13 protein-coding genes and 1 riboswitch are annotated in these 17,878 nt (G+C 61.2%); of the genes, 2 read left to right on the top strand and 11 right to left on the bottom strand.

From position 1 onward, the window contains the following. The coding region (gene ltaE, locus GIW04_RS16210) for a low-specificity L-threonine aldolase (protein ID WP_236479055.1) at window positions 1-703 on the bottom strand (703 nt) is incomplete at its 3' end. 190 nt (window positions 704-893) lie between these two features. Continuing rightward, a riboswitch (FMN riboswitch) is annotated at window positions 894-1,063 on the top strand. 97 nt (window positions 1,064-1,160) lie between these two features. Between ltaE and GIW04_RS16205 the strand changes: the two genes are divergently transcribed. Further along, window positions 1,161-1,670: a 6,7-dimethyl-8-ribityllumazine synthase gene (locus GIW04_RS16205; RefSeq protein WP_003193604.1), complete on the top strand. Its 510-nt coding sequence runs from the start codon at window positions 1,161-1,163 to the stop codon at window positions 1,668-1,670. A 116-nt stretch (window positions 1,671-1,786) separates the two neighbouring features. Here GIW04_RS16205 and astE read toward each other — a convergent pair whose 3' ends face one another. The 7 genes from astE to GIW04_RS16170 all read right to left on the bottom strand — a co-directional run bounded on the left by astE (window position 1,787) and on the right by GIW04_RS16170 (window position 9,564). Then, window positions 1,787-2,791, bottom strand: a complete 1,005-nt coding sequence (astE, locus tag GIW04_RS16200; protein ID WP_003193606.1) for a succinylglutamate desuccinylase — start codon at window positions 2,789-2,791, stop codon at window positions 1,787-1,789. Window positions 2,792-2,802: 11 nt separating this feature from the next. Beyond that, window positions 2,803-3,090, bottom strand: a complete 288-nt coding sequence (locus GIW04_RS16195) for a hypothetical protein (RefSeq protein WP_003175651.1) — start codon at window positions 3,088-3,090, stop codon at window positions 2,803-2,805. A gap of 26 nt (window positions 3,091-3,116) precedes the next feature. Next, a complete protein-coding gene (gene astB / locus GIW04_RS16190; protein ID WP_094775310.1) occupies window positions 3,117-4,463 on the bottom strand; it encodes an N-succinylarginine dihydrolase in 1,347 nt (448 codons plus the stop codon). A 189-nt stretch (window positions 4,464-4,652) separates the two neighbouring features. Further along, window positions 4,653-6,122 carry a succinylglutamate-semialdehyde dehydrogenase gene (astD, locus tag GIW04_RS16185; RefSeq protein ID WP_167348433.1) on the bottom strand — a complete coding sequence of 490 codons (1,470 nt, stop codon included), beginning with the start codon at window positions 6,120-6,122 and terminating at the stop codon, window positions 4,653-4,655. Continuing rightward, on the bottom strand, window positions 6,119-7,144 hold the full coding sequence (gene astA / locus GIW04_RS16180; RefSeq protein WP_003193612.1) for an arginine N-succinyltransferase: 1,026 nt from the start codon (window positions 7,142-7,144) through the stop codon (window positions 6,119-6,121). The genes astD and astA overlap by 4 nt, the downstream gene beginning before the upstream one ends. A 51-nt stretch (window positions 7,145-7,195) precedes the next feature. Continuing rightward, window positions 7,196-8,215 carry an arginine/ornithine succinyltransferase subunit alpha gene (gene aruF, locus GIW04_RS16175; RefSeq protein ID WP_003175655.1) on the bottom strand — a complete coding sequence of 340 codons (1,020 nt, stop codon included), beginning with the start codon at window positions 8,213-8,215 and terminating at the stop codon, window positions 7,196-7,198. Window positions 8,216-8,343: 128 nt separating this feature from the next. Beyond that, window positions 8,344-9,564 carry an aspartate aminotransferase family protein gene (locus GIW04_RS16170; RefSeq protein ID WP_003193615.1) on the bottom strand — a complete coding sequence of 407 codons (1,221 nt, stop codon included), beginning with the start codon at window positions 9,562-9,564 and terminating at the stop codon, window positions 8,344-8,346. Window positions 9,565-9,865: 301 nt separating this feature from the next. On the opposite strand from GIW04_RS16170, the gene GIW04_RS31325 reads away from it, so the two are divergent. After that, window positions 9,866-14,914, top strand: a complete 5,049-nt coding sequence (locus tag GIW04_RS31325; RefSeq protein WP_120249168.1) for a leucine-rich repeat domain-containing protein — start codon at window positions 9,866-9,868, stop codon at window positions 14,912-14,914. Between the two features lie 7 nt (window positions 14,915-14,921). On the opposite strand, the gene argR is transcribed toward GIW04_RS31325, so the two are convergent. The 3 genes from argR to GIW04_RS16150 form a co-directional block, all read right to left on the bottom strand. After that, entirely contained in the window at window positions 14,922-15,902 is a 981-nt protein-coding gene (argR, locus tag GIW04_RS16160) for a transcriptional regulator ArgR (RefSeq protein WP_003193618.1), read from the bottom strand. Between the two features lie 245 nt (window positions 15,903-16,147). Next, entirely contained in the window at window positions 16,148-16,912 is a 765-nt protein-coding gene (locus tag GIW04_RS16155) for an ABC transporter ATP-binding protein (RefSeq protein ID WP_120249167.1), read from the bottom strand. 27 nt (window positions 16,913-16,939) lie between these two features. Beyond that, the coding region (locus GIW04_RS16150) for a succinylglutamate desuccinylase/aspartoacylase domain-containing protein (RefSeq protein ID WP_236479053.1) at window positions 16,940-17,878 on the bottom strand (939 nt) is incomplete at its 5' end.

The following is a 17,878-nucleotide window of genomic DNA, read 5'->3' as shown; positions in this document are numbered from 1 at the left end:
AGCCGGCCTGGCGCATGCCGCCGCGGACCATCTTGCGCAAGCGCCGAGCCTTGGCGATCAGCGCCGGCGAGCCACACAGCACCGAGCCGACCGGCGCGCCGAGGCCCTTGGACAGGCACACCGACACCGAATCGAAATGCTGGGCGATTTCTCGCGCATCCACGCCCAGCTTGACCGCCGCGTTGTAGAGGCGCGCACCATCCAGGTGCAGGGCCAGGCCATGCTCGTGGGTAAATGCACGGGCCTTGGCCAGGTAATCCAGCGGCAGCACTTTGCCCTGCATGGTGTTTTCCAGCGCCAGCAGGCGTGTGCGGGCGAAGTGGAAGTCGTCGGGCTTGATGGCTTCAAGCACCTGGTTCAGATCAAGGGAGCCATCGGCTTGGACTTCCAGGGGCTGCGGCTGGATCGACCCCAGCACCGCCGCGCCGCCGCCTTCGTATTTGTAGGTGTGGGCCTGCTGGCCGACGATGTATTCCTCGCCGCGCTCACAGTGAGCCATCAACGCCAGCAGGTTGCTCATGGTGCCGGTGGGTACGAACAGCGCCGCGGCAAAGCCCAGGCGCTGGGCCAGTTCGGCCTCCAGGCGATTAACGCTGGGATCTTCGCCGTAAACATCATCGCCACTGACGGCGCTGGCCATCGCGTCGAGCATGCCGGGGGTGGGTTGGGTCACGGTGTCGCTGCGCAGGTCGATCACGGTCATCAAGGGGGCCTCTAACGGAATGGATAAGTCCTTTTGTGTGTGATTACTGCGGGCAAAGCCACGGAATATCAAGCCCCGATTACATTCATTCGAATAACAACCAAACAAACCGATATAAGTTATCGAGACGGCAACCGTGCAGTTTTTGAAAAACCATGTTAAAAACTCTGCGCCGCCAGGGTTCTGGCGGCAACGTTCTCAGGGCGGGGTGCAATTCCCCACCGGCGGTAATTGCACGCAATGTGCATAGCCCGCGAGCGCTTGGCGCCTCGAACTGCTCAGGCAGGACGGCGACAAGGTCAGCAGACCCGGTGTGATCCCGGGGCCGACGGTCATAGTCCGGATGAAGAGAGAACGGGATTGGCACCTAAGGGCCGCGCGCCTGTTTGCGCATGCGTACCCTTAAATCCCATTCGATTCATAACGCCCTGTTTTTTTCTTAAACAGGAGTCAGAACATGCAACCCACCGCAATCGACAGCAAAAGCAAAAACCATCACGGCGAGCGCGTCGCGTTTATCCAGGCCTGCTGGCACAAGGATATTGTCGACCAATCGCGCAAAGGCTTCCTCGCCGAAATGATCGCTCAGGGCTATCAGGAATCGGACATCGACTTCTTCGAAGTCGGCGGCGCCTTTGAAATGCCCCTGCACGCCAAGCTGCTGGCCAAGACCGGCCGCTACGCCGGCATCGTCGCTGCCGCGCTGGTGGTGGACGGTGGTATCTACCGCCACGAATTCGTCGCGCAATCGGTGGTCAGCGGCCTGATGCAAGTGCAGTTGGAGACTGAAGTGCCGGTGTTCTCGGTGTCCCTGACGCCGCATCACTTCCATGCCGGTAGCGAGCACACCACGTTCTTCTACGAGCACTTCGTGCACAAGGGCCAGGAAGCGGCGCGCACCTGCGCCGATACGCTGCACAAGGTGCGCGCGATCCGTCGTAGCGAGCCGCGTGCGGTAGCGGTCTAAATTCAGTGTGGGAGCTGGCTTGCCTGCGATGCAGACACCTGGGTGTATCAGTGATACCTAGGTGTCTGCATCGCAGGCAAGCCAGCTCCCACATTGGACTGAGCCAGACTTGGCTCTCAGGCCAGGCCGGCATCCGTGGTGGGCACGATCAGTATCCCGGCGCGCAAGCCGTTCCTCACCTTAGGGTTGGGGAAGATAATGCGGGCGCCCTCCTCCTCGATCACCCAACGGGTCTTGGCCACGTCTTCGGCCAGCAGGTAGCCCTTTTCCAATTCTGAAAAGTTTTCCACATCTGCGGGCAGGTGCATCAGGAAGGCGTCGCTGTGCTTGATCACTTCCCGCGCAACGGCGAAGAGTTGCAGGCCGTCGAGGTTGCCGGTCTCAGGCTCGTTACCCTCGATGATCTGCTTCAGACGCGCTTCCAGGCGCGACACGTTTACACCGTCGTTCTGCCCGAACGGGCGCGCCTTGCCCAACTCCAGGGTGAACGCCTCGGCGCCGAGTTGCTCATAGGTAAACGCGGTGAAGGTAATCGAGGTTTTGTTCTGCAGCAGCACCGCCTGCATGCCGGCCGCGTTCAAGCGCTCCAGCTCACGGCGCGAATGCTGTCGGTCTTGCTTCCACGGGTACAACGCGAACTGCTCGATTTTCGAACCACGAATCGCGGTATGCAGGTCGTAATGCAGGCGCGAGCGGCCAGGCTGGCTGAAAAAGCTGCGGGCCAATTGCTCAAGCTCGGCGGCGCGCATGGCTTCGGGGCCGATGTTTTGTTCATGACGGCCGTTGAACAGCCGGTTGACGTCCAGTTCGAGGTAACGCTCACCGCGGCGCATGGCCTCGGTATTACCGAACAGGAACAGAATACGGGTGCGGGGCTTGATTTCCCCACGGGCGATGCCATGCAACAGACGGTCGAGCAGTTCGATCGGCGCGGTTTCGTTGCCATGGATGCCGGACGACAGCAGCAAGTCGCTGCCGTTGTCCAAAGCTTCAGGAGGACGCACTTCAAGCGCGCCTTCGCTGAGCCAGCGCATCTGCACGCCGTCGACAGTCAGTTGAATTTTTTGCGCCGGTTCACGACCGGCGAGGGTCAGTTCAAGCAGTTTGCCGAGGGCGAGCATAAGCAGCTTCCTTAGTGGTTGCAGCCTGGGCCGTGGACGTGATCGTCGTCGTCACCTTCAACGTCGGCCGGTTCCATTTCCAGTTGCAGGCTCATCAGGTTGGTGGCCAATGGGCGCATCAGCAGGTTGGCGTACTCGGCGTCGCCTTCTTCTACGTCCACGCCAATCAGCAGTTGGCCGCGGCCATCGTGCTGGATCCAGATCTCCTTGCCCTGCCAGACCACGGCGACGCGGGTGCAGGAGGTTTCCAGCTGGGTGCCGTCGGTGTCTTCAAGGATGAGTTTCAGGGTGTCGGTCATAAATAAAATATCTCAGCCGTGTGGCATTAATTGATCTGGAAAGGATAAACCGAGCCCAGTTTAAGGATTTGCGTCAGTTCATCCAGTGCCGTCCGGCACTCAAGCAGTAACTGCGGGTCAGCCAGGTCGGTTTCGCGCAGGCTGTCGCGGTAGTGCTTGCCCACCCACTGGGTCAGGGTTTCGTACAACGGCGCGGTCATGATAACCCCTGGGTTCACGGCCGCCAGCTCGGTTTCGTTCAACGCCACACGCAGGCGCAGGCACGCCGGCCCGCCGCCGTTCTGCATGCTTTGCTTGAGGTCGAAGACCTTGACTTCGCGGATCAACCCGCCGGCAGCGGTCAAACCTTGCAGGTACTGCCACACACGCTCATTGGCGCGGCACTCTTCCGGCACGATCAGCAGCATCGAACCGTCAGGACGAGTCAGTAACTGGCTGTTGAACAGGTAGGAACGCACCGCGTCCTCGACACTGACCAACGCGCGGGGCACACACACCGATTGGAAGTTGCCGCCCAACTTGCCCAGCTTGCCGTGCAGTTCGGCGAGCATCTGTTCGGTGTTGAGGAACGCATCCTCGTGATAGAACAGCACTTCACCGTTGCCCACCGCGATCACATCGTTGTGGAACACACCCGCATCGATCACCGCCGGGTTCTGCTGGGCGTAGACCACACCGTCATCCTTCAAGCCATGCAGGCGCGCAACGGCCTGGGAGGCTTCGAGGGTCTGGCGCGCCGGGTACTTCTGCGGGGCCGGGTAACGAGGGTCGAAAGCACTACGGCCGAACACGAAAAACTCGACGCCCGCCTCGCCGTATTCACGGCAGAAACGCGTGTGGTTGGCCGCGCCTTCATCGCCAAACTGCGCCACGGCCGGCAAGGCGGCGTGGTGGGCGAAGTGCTTGCCATCGGCGAACATCGCCCCCAGCACGCGGCTGGTGGTGGGGTGTTCGATGCTGCGGTGGTATTTGCAATTGAGGTTGGCGGCAGTGAAATGCACGCGGCCGTCTGCGGTGTCGGCGCTTGGGCTGACGGTGGCGGCGTTGGCTACCCACATGCTGGAAGCCGAGCAGCTCGCTACCAGCAACGGCATGGCCTGCTTGGCCGCCTGCTCGATCACCTGGGCGTCGGTGCCGCAGAAACCCAAGCTGCGCAAGGCGGCCACATCCGGGCGTTCCTGGGGCGCCAATACACCTTGCACAAAACCCATGTCCATCAGGGCTTTCATTTTCTGCAGGCCCTGCAACGCCGCTTCCTTCGGGTTGGAAGACTGCTGGCTGTTGCTTTGGGACGCGACGTTGCCGAAGGACAAACCGCCGTAGTTATGGGTCGGCCCCACTAGACCGTCAAAATTGACTTCACAGGATTTCATCGGCGAGGCTCCACGAACATCTGTTTTTATAGGCATCAACTGCAGGTCTATATCTGTTAACCCGACCCAGTGTGGGAGCTGGCTTGCCTGCGATGCAGTCGACTCGGTCTTTCAGCCAAACCGAGGTGATGCCATCGCAGCGATGCGGCGATCCGACAAGCCAGCTCCCACATTAGATCGGTGTCACCCTTACTTCAGCGTTATGCCGGGGGTCAGCGTGGCTGGCACGACCAAGCTCGGCGTCTCCAGCGACGCCACCGGGTAGGCGCAATAATCCGCCGCGTAATAGGCACTGGCGCGATGATTACCCGACGCCCCGACACCACCGAACGGCGCGGTACTGGCGGCGCCGGTCAGCTGTTTGTTCCAGTTGACGATACCGGCGCGGCTTTCCAGCCAGAACTGCTGGTAACGCGCTTCGGAATCCGACAACAGGCCAGCGGCCAGGCCGTACTGGGTGTTGTTGGCCTCAGCGATGGCGCCGGCAAAATCCGCGTAGCGGATCACCTGCAGCAACGGGCCAAACAGCTCTTCGTCTTCACGTTCCGTCACAGCGGTTACGTCGATGATGCCAGGGGTCAGCAATGCCGCCTGAGCCTGAGGCTGGGTCATCTCCAGCAGCGCCACGGCGCCATTGGCCAACATCAGTTCCTGGGCTTGCATCAGGGATTTGGCCGCAGCAAGGGAGATCACCGAGCCCATGAACGGCGCCGGTTGCTGGTCGAAAGCACCCACTTCAATGCTCGCACTCACCGCCACCAGGCGCGCCAGCAAGGCATCGCCCCAGGCGCCTTCAGGCACCAGCAAGCGGCGGGCACAGGTGCAACGCTGGCCTGCCGAGATAAACGCCGACTGGATGATGGTGTACACCGCCGCATCCACGTCGGCGACTTCGTCCACGACCAGCGGGTTATTACCGCCCATTTCCAGGGCCAGGATCTTGTCCGGGCGCCCTGAGAATTGCTGGTGCAAGTGGTTGCCGGTGCGGCTGGAACCAGTGAAGAACAGGCCGTCGATGCCTGGGTTGGCCGCCAGGGCGATGCCGGTTTCCCGCGCGCCTTGCAGCAGGTTCAGCACGCCCGCCGGCAACCCGGCTTCGACCCAGCACTGTACGGTCAGCTCGGCGACCTTGGGGGTCAGTTCGCTCGGCTTGAACAGCACGGTGTTACCCGCCAGCAACGCCGGGACGATGTGCCCATTGGGCAAGTGCCCAGGGAAATTGTAAGGGCCGAACACCGCCACCACACCGTGGGGTTTGTGGCGCAACACAGCGGTGGCGTCGCCCAGGGGGCCGCTCTTCTCGCCGGTACGCTCGCGGTAGCTTTGTACCGAGATCGCGATCTTGTTGGCCATGCTGGTAACTTCAGTGGCCGACTCCCACAGGGGCTTGCCGGTTTCTTCGCCAATGCAGCGGGCGATTTCATCGGCACGGCTTTTAAGCGTGGCGGCGAAGGTCTCCAGCACGCTGATGCGTTCTTCGAGCGGGCGCTTGGCCCACCCCGGGAATGCCTGGCGCGCAGCCTGCACGGCGGATTCGACCTGTTCGGCGCTGGCGCCATTGCCGGCCCACAGCACTTGCTGGGTCACCGGGTTGCGCGATTCAAACAGTTCACCCTGGCCAGCCAGCCAGCTACCTGCGATATACAGCGAATTCATTATTTCGACTCCCGAGCAGCAGACAACGCAACAGCACGCACTTGATCACCCACCACCAGTTGCAGGCGCTTGGCAGTCTGTGGATCGACCACCAGGGTGCCTGCCGCCAGCCGGGCCGGAGCGGCGGTGATACGGCATTCCTCGCGCTTGCGGTTATGGATCAGGAACGGCGTGGCATCGTCCCCCGGCGTGCCGATGGCCAACACCAGTGACTGGCTGTCGCGCACCGCACGGATCTTGCTGGTTTCACATTCCACCGCCGGGCCTGCGTCGAAAATATCCACATAGCCCTGGTAGCTGAAGCCTTCGCTCTTGAGCATGCTCAGGGCCGGCTCGGTGTCCGGGTGGACCTTGCCGATCACATTGCGCGCGTCTTCGGAGAGAAAGCAGCTGTACAGCGGAAACTTGGGCATCAGCTCAGCGATAAATGCCTTGTTGCCCACGCCGGTGAGGTAGTCGGCCTGGCTGAACTCCATCTTGAAGAAGTGCCGGCCCAGGCTTTCCCAAAACGGCGAACGCCCGGCGTCGTTGGACACCCCGCGCATTTCGGCAATGATCTTGTTGCCGAACAGTTGCGGGAACTCGGCGATAAACAACATGCGCGCCTTGGCCAGCATGCGACCGTTAAGGCCGTTGCGGTAATCGGCGTGGAGGAACAACGAGCACAATTCGGAATTACCGGTGAGGTCGTTAGCCAGGAACAGCGTCGGAATCTCACGGTAGATATTCAGTTCCTGGGACGCGCTGACGGTCAGCCCCACCCGGAAGTTGTACCACGGCTCGCGCAGGCCAACGGCGCCAGCGATGGCAGAAATTCCCACCACGCGGCCTTCGTCGTTTTCCAGCACGAACAGGTAGTCGGCATCGCCGCGCCCGGCTTCGCCGCGAAAGGTTTTTTCTGCCCAGCCCACCCGGTGGGTCAGGCGCTCTTCGTTGGCCGGCAAGGTGGTAAGGCCGGTGCCAGTGCTGCGCGCCAGATCAATCAGGGCCGGTAAATCGCTGCTGCGTACGGGACGAACGATCATGCTATCTCCTCGAACGGGCCGCTGTTGTCAGCCACCCGCGAAACTCTCTTTTTAAACCGCAACCAGGCGCACGCTGGCGCCTTCGCCAACACCCAGCGCTTCGGCGGCCGCCAGGTCCAGGGTCACCGGTTTGCCGGGCGCGTAGTCCAGCTCCAGCATCACCGCACGGTAATCCTGCAACTGCGCGTTGCTCACCAGGTACTGGCGGCCAACGCCCTTGACCATCTCACCGATCTTCACCGGCACTACGCGGCTCTGGGCGATCGAGCGAATGCCCGAGACCCGGGCGTGCAGCGTCGGGCCACCGTCAAAGATGTCGATGTAATGGTCAGTTTCGAAGCCTTCACGCATGAGGATGTCGAAGGTGATTTGCGCACGCGGGTGCACCTGGCCCATGGCCTCTTGCGCTTCGTCCGGCAGCAGCGGCACGTAGATCGGATAGTGCGGCATCAGCTCGGCGAGGAAGGTACGGCTTTTCAGCCCGCACAGGCGCTCGGCGGCGGCGTAGTTGAGGTCGAAGAAGTTGCGGCCGATGGCATCCCAGAACGGCGAGTCACCGTTCTCGTCGCTGTAGCCGACAATCTCGGTCACCACCGAGTCGGCAAAGCGCTCGGGATGGCTGGCAACAAAAAGCAGGCGGCCACGGGAATTGAGTTCCGACCACGGCGAACCGACCAGTTCCGGCACCACATAGAAGCTGGTGAGCAGGCTGTTGCCGGTAAGGTCGTGGCACTGGGAAAGCACGTGGATCTTGTTGTGGATCTTCAGCTCGCGGGAGGCGTGCACGAAGGTTTCGTTACGAAAGCTGTAGAACGGCTCGGAGTAACCGGCCGAGGCCACGATAGCCGAGCAGCCGGCCAGCTTGCCGGTCTCGGTGTCTTCCAGCACGAAGAAATAGCTCTCTTCTCCGTTGAAACTCACCTCGGCGGCGAAGGACGCTTCGCTGGCCGCGATCTTGTCGCTCAGGCGTTCCACATCATCCGGCAAGGAGGTGACACCAATCGGGCTGTCCGCAGCCAGACGCTGTACCTCGCCCAGATCAGCCATTTGCGCAGGGCGCATCACCAGCATGGTGTCACTCCTTAACTCGAAAACTCACAGAGGAAAAAATGCCGGACACGGGCCCTGGATACACATCGGTCTCAATGTGTCAGCAGCTCCCACATTTGTTCAGGTCCGGCCAATAAAATGTGTCGCTATCAGGCTTGCGTCAACGTCTTCACAGCACGCTCAAAACGATCCAGGCCTTCGTTGATGTCCGCCTCTTCCACCACCAGGCTCGGTGCAAAACGCACCACGTCGGGGCCGGCTTGCAGGATCATCAAGTTCTCTTTCTCGGCCGCGTTGAACACGTCCTTGGCCTTGCCTTTGAAGGCGTCGCTCAGCACGCAACCGATCAACAAGCCCATGCCACGCACTTGGGTGAAGATGCCGTACTGCTTGCCGATCTGCTCCAGGCGCGCCTTGAACAGGTCGTGCTTGGCATTCACCCCCGCCAGCACTTCTGGGGTGTTGATCACGTCGATCACCGCTTCAGCTACCGCACACGCCAGCGGGTTGCCGCCGTAGGTGGTGCCGTGGGTGCCGACCACCAAGTGCTTGGCCAAGTCTTCACGGGTGAGCATCGCCGCAATCGGGAAGCCGCCGCCCAGGCTCTTGGCGCTGGTGAGGATGTCTGGCGTCACGCCGTAATGCTGGTAGGCAAACAGGTGGCCGGTGCGGCCCATGCCGGTTTGCACTTCGTCGAATACCAACAGTGCGTCGTGGGCGTCGCACAGCTCGCGAGCGCCTTGCAGGTAAGCCAGTTCGGCCGGCAATACACCGCCTTCGCCCTGGATCGGTTCCAGAACCACGGCGCAGGTCTTATCGGTCACCGCCGCCTTCAGCGCAGCCAGGTCGTTATAAGGAACGTGGGTGATGCCGGTGATTTTAGGCCCGAAACCATCGGAGTACTTCGACTGGCCACCGACGTTGACGGTGAACAGGGTACGACCGTGGAAGCTGTTCAGCGCGGCGATGATCTCGTACTTCTCGCTGCCAAAACGGTCGAACGCCACGCGACGGGCCAGCTTGAAGGCGGCCTCGTTGGCTTCGGCGCCAGAGTTGCAGAAGAACACGCGCTCGGCAAAGGTGGCGTCGATCAGTTTGTGGGCCAGGCGCAAGGCCGGCTCGTTGGTGAACACGTTGGAGACATGCCACAGCGTGTTGGCCTGTTCGGTCAGTGCCCCCACCAGCGCCGGGTGCGCGTGGCCCAATACGTTGACCGCGATGCCGCCGGCAAAGTCGATCAGCTCGCGACCGGCCTGGTCCCATACGCGCGAACCTGCGCCACGCACGGGGATAAAGGCAGCAGGTGCGTAGTTGGGCACCATCACTTGGTCGAAATCGGCACGTTGCACCGGGGCTTGCTCAACGGACATCGGAGTCTCCTGAAGAGGAACGCCTGCCTGGAACTGGCAAGCGATGCAGGGATTGTAAGGACAGTTTTCAGCGCCACCTTGTCGCCAAGCGACAACTTCTTATAGCGCCAACCCCGGTTTTAGGCGGGTTTACGGCAATGCGACATATTGCGTCGCAATGGCGCAGTGTAAACGCTGCGCTCAGTGAGAGGCAGAGGCACGGCCCGCTGATTTTCGCCTAATGCCTTAACTATCTGCTGCCCGCGAACCCATCAGGCTTGCTGTGATGACAGTGACTCGCCCCCACTGAAGGATCAGCCCCGTGCCCACGCCCTACCCCACGACAATCAGCCAACGCCTCGCAGTCGCCGCCACCCAAGTACCTGCTGGGTTTCACACACGCCTGCCGGCCTGGCTGGCAAGCGCCTCGGATGACAAGCGCCAAGCCTTGAAGAATGCACCACTGGACATTGCCAACTGGCAGGCCGATGCCAGCCGCCAGCAACACGCGCCCCTCAAGCAGGCGGTGGAGCAGAGTTGGACCGCGCAAAGCAAAGTGGACACGGCACTGGCCGACCTCAAGACACCGCAAGCCTTCGCCGCACCGCTTTTGCAACAGGCGCTCAAGACCCGCTGGGGCGTGGACATCGATGTCAGCACCACCCATCTGCGCCTGTATGCGCCCCTGACGATCCCGCTGTTTCCCATAGAAACTGGCGGCGTCAAAGTCTGGACCGTGTCGTTGGTGGACGCCGCACTGCATAACTTCGACGCAGCAGAGAGCGAGAAAGCTGCCTTCACCGCAGACTCCAGCTTCATTACCCAACCCACCGCCACCGGGCAATTCGACACCCTGCCCTCAGTGAACAGCAAAGTCAGCATCCAGACCTTCGTCAGGCTGTGCCGTGAACTGGACATCGGTGCGCAATACCAGAACTACCTCAAGACATTTTTCGGCTTCAAAGATGCCAAACGCAAGGCTTCGCTGCGCAGCACTGTCATCGAGAGTCTCAAAGCCGAGGCCCAAACTGCCGTACACCTGGCGCGCCTGAAAAAGGACGGCAGCGAGCGGGTGTTACGCACGCTCCAGGCCCAACTCAAAGGCATCAGCGGCCTGACGCTCGACGGCAAGACGCTGCTCAGCCACGAGCTGAGCCTGATGGGCGCACCACTGGCCGGCATTGTGCTGTTCGCCGCAGACCTGGAACTGCACCACAGCGCAGTGCCCGTGGTGGCGTACATTCCCGGCGACCCACAGGCACCGCTCAAGTATTACCGCGATGGCATCGCATTCATTCAAGACCTGACCGGCAAATTGCGCGATGCCGATTACCAGGCATTCTTTAGCCGCTTTATAAGCCACGAGCACCGCGCCAATTTCTTTGCCAACCTGCATAACCGCTTGTCCCAGATTACCTGGCATCACCCCCTCCCCGGCGACCCCAGGCCGACCTGGCGCGCCGAACCTGTGGCCAATCCCAAGCTGCAGTTGCACGCGACGAAAATCACGGGCGAGCTGTACGAACGCCTCTATGAAAGCAAACTCAACAGGCTGCTCAATGACGCGCACAACATTGCCGTGTCCACCGCCGACGCCGACAGTAAGGCACGCTGGCAACGTTGGGACATCGTGGCAAAAATCGGCAAAACCCTGCTCGAAATCGCCGCTTTCATCGCCACGCCGTTCATTCCCCCCCTCGGCCTGCTGATGCTCGGCTACACCGCCTATCAACTGCTCGACGACGTGTTCGAAGGCATCATTGATTGGGCCGAGGGCCTCAAGCGCCAAGCGTTCGGGCACCTGATGTCGATCCTGGAGCAAATGGTTCAATTGGGTATGTTCGCGGTCGGCGCACCGATTGCCGAAGGGCTGCTACGCCAGGCACTGCCTCGGGAAGTCTGGGCGTTTTTCGAGCGCCTGCATCCGGTCACCTCGGACGACGGCAAAACGCGCCTGTGGAACCCGGACCTGAGCCCCTACGCCCACGACCTTCAGTTGCCCGCCGCCTCACGCCCCAAAGCCGATGGATTGCATGCCTATGGGGACAAACAGATCCTACCCCTTGAAGGGCAACACTTTGCCGTCAAGCAACAAGCGGGCAACGCCGTGCTGGCGCACCCAAGCCACGTGCATGCCTACCAACCGCCCGTTATCGGCAATGGCAAAGGCGCCTGGATAACCCCACTGGATCACCCGCTGACATGGCATCGCAGCACCTTGTTGCGCAGACTCGGCGAGCCCGCCAACGCACTCAGCGAAACCGGCCTGGAACAGGCGCAACGCATCAGCAGCACAGACGATGGCGCCTTGCGCAAACTCTACATGGACCGCCAACCGCCACCGCCCTTGCTGGCCGACAGCCTCAAGCGCATCCATATCGACCAGCAACTTCAAGACTTCATCGACCAGATGAACAGCGACGACCCGCAGGTTTATTCAAAGGCCGACACGCAGACCCAACTCTGGCTGCTCAGCCAGACCGGCCTGTGGCCAGAATCCAAGACCCTGCGCTTTCTGAATGCCAAAGGCGAAACCGTATGGGAACACCCAGGCTGGGAAAATGCGGCGGTGGCACAAATTCATGAAGCACAGATGAACAACGGCGACCTGCTCAAGACCCTGCTGGAAACCCTCGACGAGTCAGAGCGCAAGACTTTGCTGGAGGAAGACTTCGGCACCCCGATCACCCAACTGCATGTGCGTGCCGCCAAGCTGCGCAAACAGCTGGCACGCAGGGCCGAGGATAAACGCGCTTCGATGTTCGACGCGCGCTATCGAGGCCTGGAACTGACCACCGATGCACGCGTGCAAAAGGTCATCGACAGCACACCGGGCCTGCCCGTCAGCGCGGCCGAAGAAGTCCTGCTCAGTGCCAACGGCCAGGACCTGCTCGACATCAACCAGGGCACGCTGCCTTCGCACCTGGTCGAACGCGCACGCTGGGCGGCCCATCAGGTCAGAATCAGCCGGGCCTATGAAGGCCTGTACATGGCCGCGCTGGAGAGCGGCGACACCCATCGACTCGCCCTGCACTCCCTGGAAAAACTGCCGGGCTGGTCGCCACAGGTGCGCCTGGAAGTTCGCGACTTCAAGCGCGACGGCCACCTGCGCGACGCCATCGGCCCCGCCCAGGCGCCCATCCAACGCCTGCTGCTACGCACCATCGAAGGCGCTTACATTCCCGAAGACAGCACGGGCTCCCTGCTTGGCGAAACCGATTTCTACACCGCCGTGCTCCAGGCACTCCCCGATGCACAGCGCGACGCACTGGCTATGCAGATAGGCCAAGGCCCACACCTGAGAGAAACCTTGCGCCAACACACATTGGCACGTGACGAACTTGGCGTTCTGCTGGCCGAAGTTCCGCTGCTCAAACCGCCCTATGACCCGACATTCATGCGCCTGCCCGGCGGCATGGAAGGCTACGACGCCAACCCGGTCACCGCTGGCAGCAGCGATGATGCCTCGCTGGAGACTCGGTTGCATGAGCTGTACCCGCAACTGAGCACCGGCGAGTTGACGGCCGTACTCGCCGCCATGCATAACGATCCCGGCACGCCTTTGGGTACCCTTCGATTTCTGAAGAATGAGTTCTCACAACTGGAAACCAACCTGCGGACATGGCAGCAGAACGTGCCGCAGACCTCTGTGGGTACAGACCTGCCACTGAACCGCTCGCAGATTGCTGCAGAACAGCAAAATCGCTTTCTCTGGTCACAAAAACTGATCGGCGCCTGGCGCCACAACACCCCCGTGGACCCCGCTTATGACAACGGTCACCTGCTGCAACTCAATCAGCCCATTTACGGCGAACTGCCAGCACTCGATACCCGCCTTGGGCACATCACCACCCTGGAATTCCAGGGCTACTTGACCACCCGCGGCACGCCGGGCTTCCTGGCACACTTCCCCGGATTGCGCCGACTGGCCATCAGCGACATTACCCTCAGCACACTGCCCGGGGAAATCAGTGCATTGACCCACCTTAACGCGCTGGCACTGCGCGGCTGCGCACTCAACCTGACCACCCCAACCCGTGCAGCCCTGGCCAACCTGACCGAACTGCATACCCTTGACCTGTCCAACAACCCGCTGGTGCTGGCGCCCAATTTCGAAAACATGGCCAACCTGCGGACACTCAACCTGAGCCACTGCAGTATTTCCGTCTTTCCCACAGGCCTGCTCAATCGGCCTCGGCTGGCCAACGCCAATCTCAGCCACAATAACCTGCGCAGGCTGCCAGAAGCCCTGTATTCGTTGCCCGCCAGCGCTGCCAAGGCCTACGATCTTTCCGGCAACCCGTTGACGCGCGCAACCCTGGAACGGATAAAAACCTACTGTCAGAGCACCGGGGAACATTTTGGCGTCCAAGCCAATCCAGAGGAGGTTCGCCTGGTCCAGGCGCTTTACCCGACCTACAACGCTCCCGAGGCCAATCAATTTATCTTCAGGCTGCCGGGCGGGCTGGATGATTCGATGGCAATTCTCGTGCGCCTCAAGGCCGACTACGAACGCTTGCAAGCCGACCTGCAGGAATGGGTCGTGGATGTGCCTGAACGCTACCCCTTCACGGACCTGCCCATGGACGAACAGGCTCGCGCACAGCAGCAACTTATCCGAGGGGAAGTCAGCGGCCTGCTGGAGCAAGGCTGGCGACGTGAAACCAGCCTGGATTTGAGCCATGACCCGCTGACACAATCTCATCAAATGGCGTTGGCGTCGCCGCTGTTGGGCGACCTGCCCAAACTGAATGTGGATTTCAAGCATATTTCCAAGCTGGACCTAAGGGCCCAGGAAACCACCTCGATACCCGACGGTTTTCTTGAACGCTTCCCCAATCTGGAAAGCCTGCTGATCCACCGCTATGCCCTGCAAGAAATTCCCGCCGGCGTCTTCAAGCTGCCCAAGTTGACCACACTCAGCCTGACCCAATGCAATCTGCGCCTGACCGCCGACAGTGTCGCCGCCTTGAGCGACCTGCACACCCTGGAATACCTGGACCTGAGCGATAACCCGCTGGCGCTGACGCCCGACGTCAGCAAAATGTCCAGCCTGGAGACCCTGATGATGGAGAACGCAGGGCTTACCGAAGTGCCGCACGGGGTGTTCAATCTGACGTCACTCACCCAACTGAATCTGAGCGATAACCGCATCACCGAACTGCCTACGGATCTGCTTGAAGTGGACCCGGACTCAGCGGCTGGTTTTGACCTGAGCGACAACGCATTCTCACCTGCGGCGCTTGCCCTCCTGCGTCGCTATTACAACCGCATGGCAGTGGATTTCGATGTAGCCCAAGCTCGACAGCCCGCGCCAGACGACTCCGGCTCAAGCTCCCCGACTTCATCCGAAACAGACAACGAACCCTGAGCGCAGCTCAACCGCGCTCGGAGGGCACCGACGACAACTCGAACGGGCTGCTGCTGCGCCGCTGGTTACGGTCTTCGCGAGGGGTGGCGCCGAAGAAATTGCGGTAGGCGCTGGAGAAGTGCGGCCCCGAGGAGAAGCCGCACGACAAGCCGATCTGGATGATCGACTTGCTGGTTTGCATCAGCATCTGGCGCGCCTTGTTCAGGCGCAGCTCCAGGTAGTACTGGCTAGGAACGCGGTTGAGGTATTGCTTGAAAATCCGTTCAAGCTGTCGTCGCGATACGCACACATGTTGGGCGATTTCGTCAGTGGTCAGCGGCTCTTCGATATTGGCCTCCATCAGCAAAACCGCCTGGGTCAGCTTCGGGTGGCTGGAACCCAGGCGGTTTTGCAACGGGATGCGCTGGCGCTCGCCGCCTTCACGGATGCGCTCCACCACCAGCTCTTCGGACACCGCACCGGCCAGCTCGGCGCCGTGATCACGGGCCAATACCGCCAACAGCAGGTCGAGTACCGACATGCCGCCGCAGGCGGTGAGGCGATCGCGGTCCCAGTCAAATAGATGGCTGGTGGCAATGACCTTGGGGAAACGCTCGGCGAAATCGTCCTGCCAGCGCCAGTGCACGGCGGCGCGGTAGCCATCGAGCAGGCCCAACTGGGCCAGCGGGTACACACCCGCCGACAAGCCGCCGATTACACACCCCGCCCGAACAAGCTGCTTGAGCGCGGAGCTCAGCGGCGAAGCAATGACCGTCGGCGGTTCGTCGGCCAACAGGAACAGCTTCTGAAAGCCCTCCAGCTTACCGGCCCACGGCTCACCCGGCAGTTGCCAGGCACCTTCGATGGCGGGCTCTGCGAGCAAAAACGACAGCTCGTAGATCACATCCGGATGCACCCGCTGGGCAACGCGCAAGGCCTCCTCAGCCAGCGCAAGCGTAAGGGCTTTTGTGCTGGGCCAAATCAGGAAACCAATTTTGTGGGCGGTCATGGAGTGCTATCCGGAGCGAAAACAGTGATGAAGGCATGGGCCAATGCTAGCCCGTAATCAACTACAAATCCCAAAACAAACTGAGATCAAAAGTGGGAGCTGGCTTGCCTGCGATAGCGGTAGGTCAGTTAACACATCATTGACTGATGCATCGCTATCGCAGGCAAGCCAGCTCCCACAGGAGATCGGGGCTCACCTCAAGACTGCGGAGCATGCACTATCGCGGTGCACAAAAGCAGTCTTGATTATTTCAAACTGCCAGAGAGGAACTGCTGCAAACGTTCCGACTGCGGGTTCACCAGCACTTCCCGCGGGTTACCGCGTTCTTCAACCACGCCTTTGTGCAAAAACACCAACTGGTTCGAGACTTCACGGGCAAAGCCCATTTCGTGGGTCACCACCACCATGGTGCGGCCTTCCTGGGCCAGGTCCTGCATCACCTTGAGGACTTCGCCTACCAGCTCTGGGTCGAGCGCCGAGGTCGGTTCGTCGAACAGCATCACCTCCGGCTCCATCGCCAGGGCGCGGGCAATCGCCACGCGTTGCTGCTCACCGCCGGACATATGGCCGGGGAACGCATCCTTACGATGACCCACACCGACTTTAGCCAGGTAGTGCTCGGCCTTTTCACGCGCTTCTTTCTTCGACACGCCCAGCACGTGCACCGGAGCTTCCATCACGTTTTCAAGCGCGGTCATGTGCGACCACAGGTTGAAATGCTGGAACACCATGGACAGGCGCGAACGCATGCGCTGCAACTGCTTGGGGTCGGCGGCCTTCATGGCGCCGTCTTTGTTGGTGACCAGTTTCAGCTCTTCGTTATTGAGCAGAATCTTGCCGGCATGGGGTTGCTCGAGCAGGTTGATGCAGCGCAAAAAGGTACTTTTGCCCGAACCACTGGAGCCGATGATGCTGATCACATCGCCGGCTGCGGCGGCCAGGGACACGCCTTTGAGCACTTCATGACTGCCATAGCGTTTATGCAGGTCTTGGACTTCAAGCTTGTACATGCGGTCGGTTCTCACAAAAACAGGTGGTCAGTCGTTGAGCAAGCGCCCGCAGCGCAGCGCTTCGCGCCCCGCCACCTTGGCCAGCCAGAAACCCGCTTGGGCATAACGTAGCCGTTCAACGGCAAACAACACCCCCGAGGTGCCCGCGCAGATAGTGCTTACGCGATCGGTCAGGGGGTCAATCACTTCAAAAATCTCGTCGCCGGTTTCTACCCAGTCGCCCGCTTTACGCAGGTAACTGATCACCCCGGCGTGGGGCGCGAACAACAACTCGGTGCCTTCGAACGGCACGCCTTCGCACGGCTCGAACTGTGGAGCCGGCCATTGGCCTTTGATCAGGCCCTGCTCGGCGAGAAAGGCCAGGATGCCTTCAGCGTGGAAGATCGCTTCATCACGGCCGGTATCGGCCTGGCCACCCAGCTCCAGGGTGGTCGCCAGGCACGCCAGCGGAATCTGCGCATCCGGGAACGCGCGTGACAAACGCAGCCACGGCAGCGAACAGGCTTCATCAAACGAACTGCCGCCGGAGTCTTCCGCCAGCAGGCCGACCTTCACATTCAAATGCGCCGACAACGAACGCCACTGCGGCCAGTGCTGGGGCAGCGCGTACATATGCAGCGCGGCTTCAGCGTCGCAATGCAGGTCCAGCACCACATCGGCGGTGCAGGCGTGGCTCAGCAGGATGCGTTGCATGCCTTGCAACTGGCTGCTCGGCTCGGGCAAGGCGTTGAGCGCATCGCTCATGGCCTGGCGGATCAGGCGCACATTGGCGTGCGGGTCGTCCCCCAACTTGCCTTGCAGCAACTCGGCCACCGGCTCGCTCAGCTCGACAAAATCGCGGTTGAAATTCTTGCCGCTGCCGACTTCGAAACGCCCCTGGTGGCTGCCCTGCAACAACTGGCCGAGGCCCATCGGGTTGGCGACCGGCACCAACTCGATCACGCCATTGAGCGCGCCTTGCTGTTC

Origin of the sequence: Pseudomonas sp. PA-4-8C (assembly GCF_021606625.1) — a bacterium.
Classification (GTDB): domain Bacteria; phylum Pseudomonadota; class Gammaproteobacteria; order Pseudomonadales; family Pseudomonadaceae; genus Aquipseudomonas; species Aquipseudomonas lactis.
The sequence above is the reverse complement of the archived record's forward strand: the minus strand, read 5'-3'. Positions and strand labels throughout refer to the sequence as shown.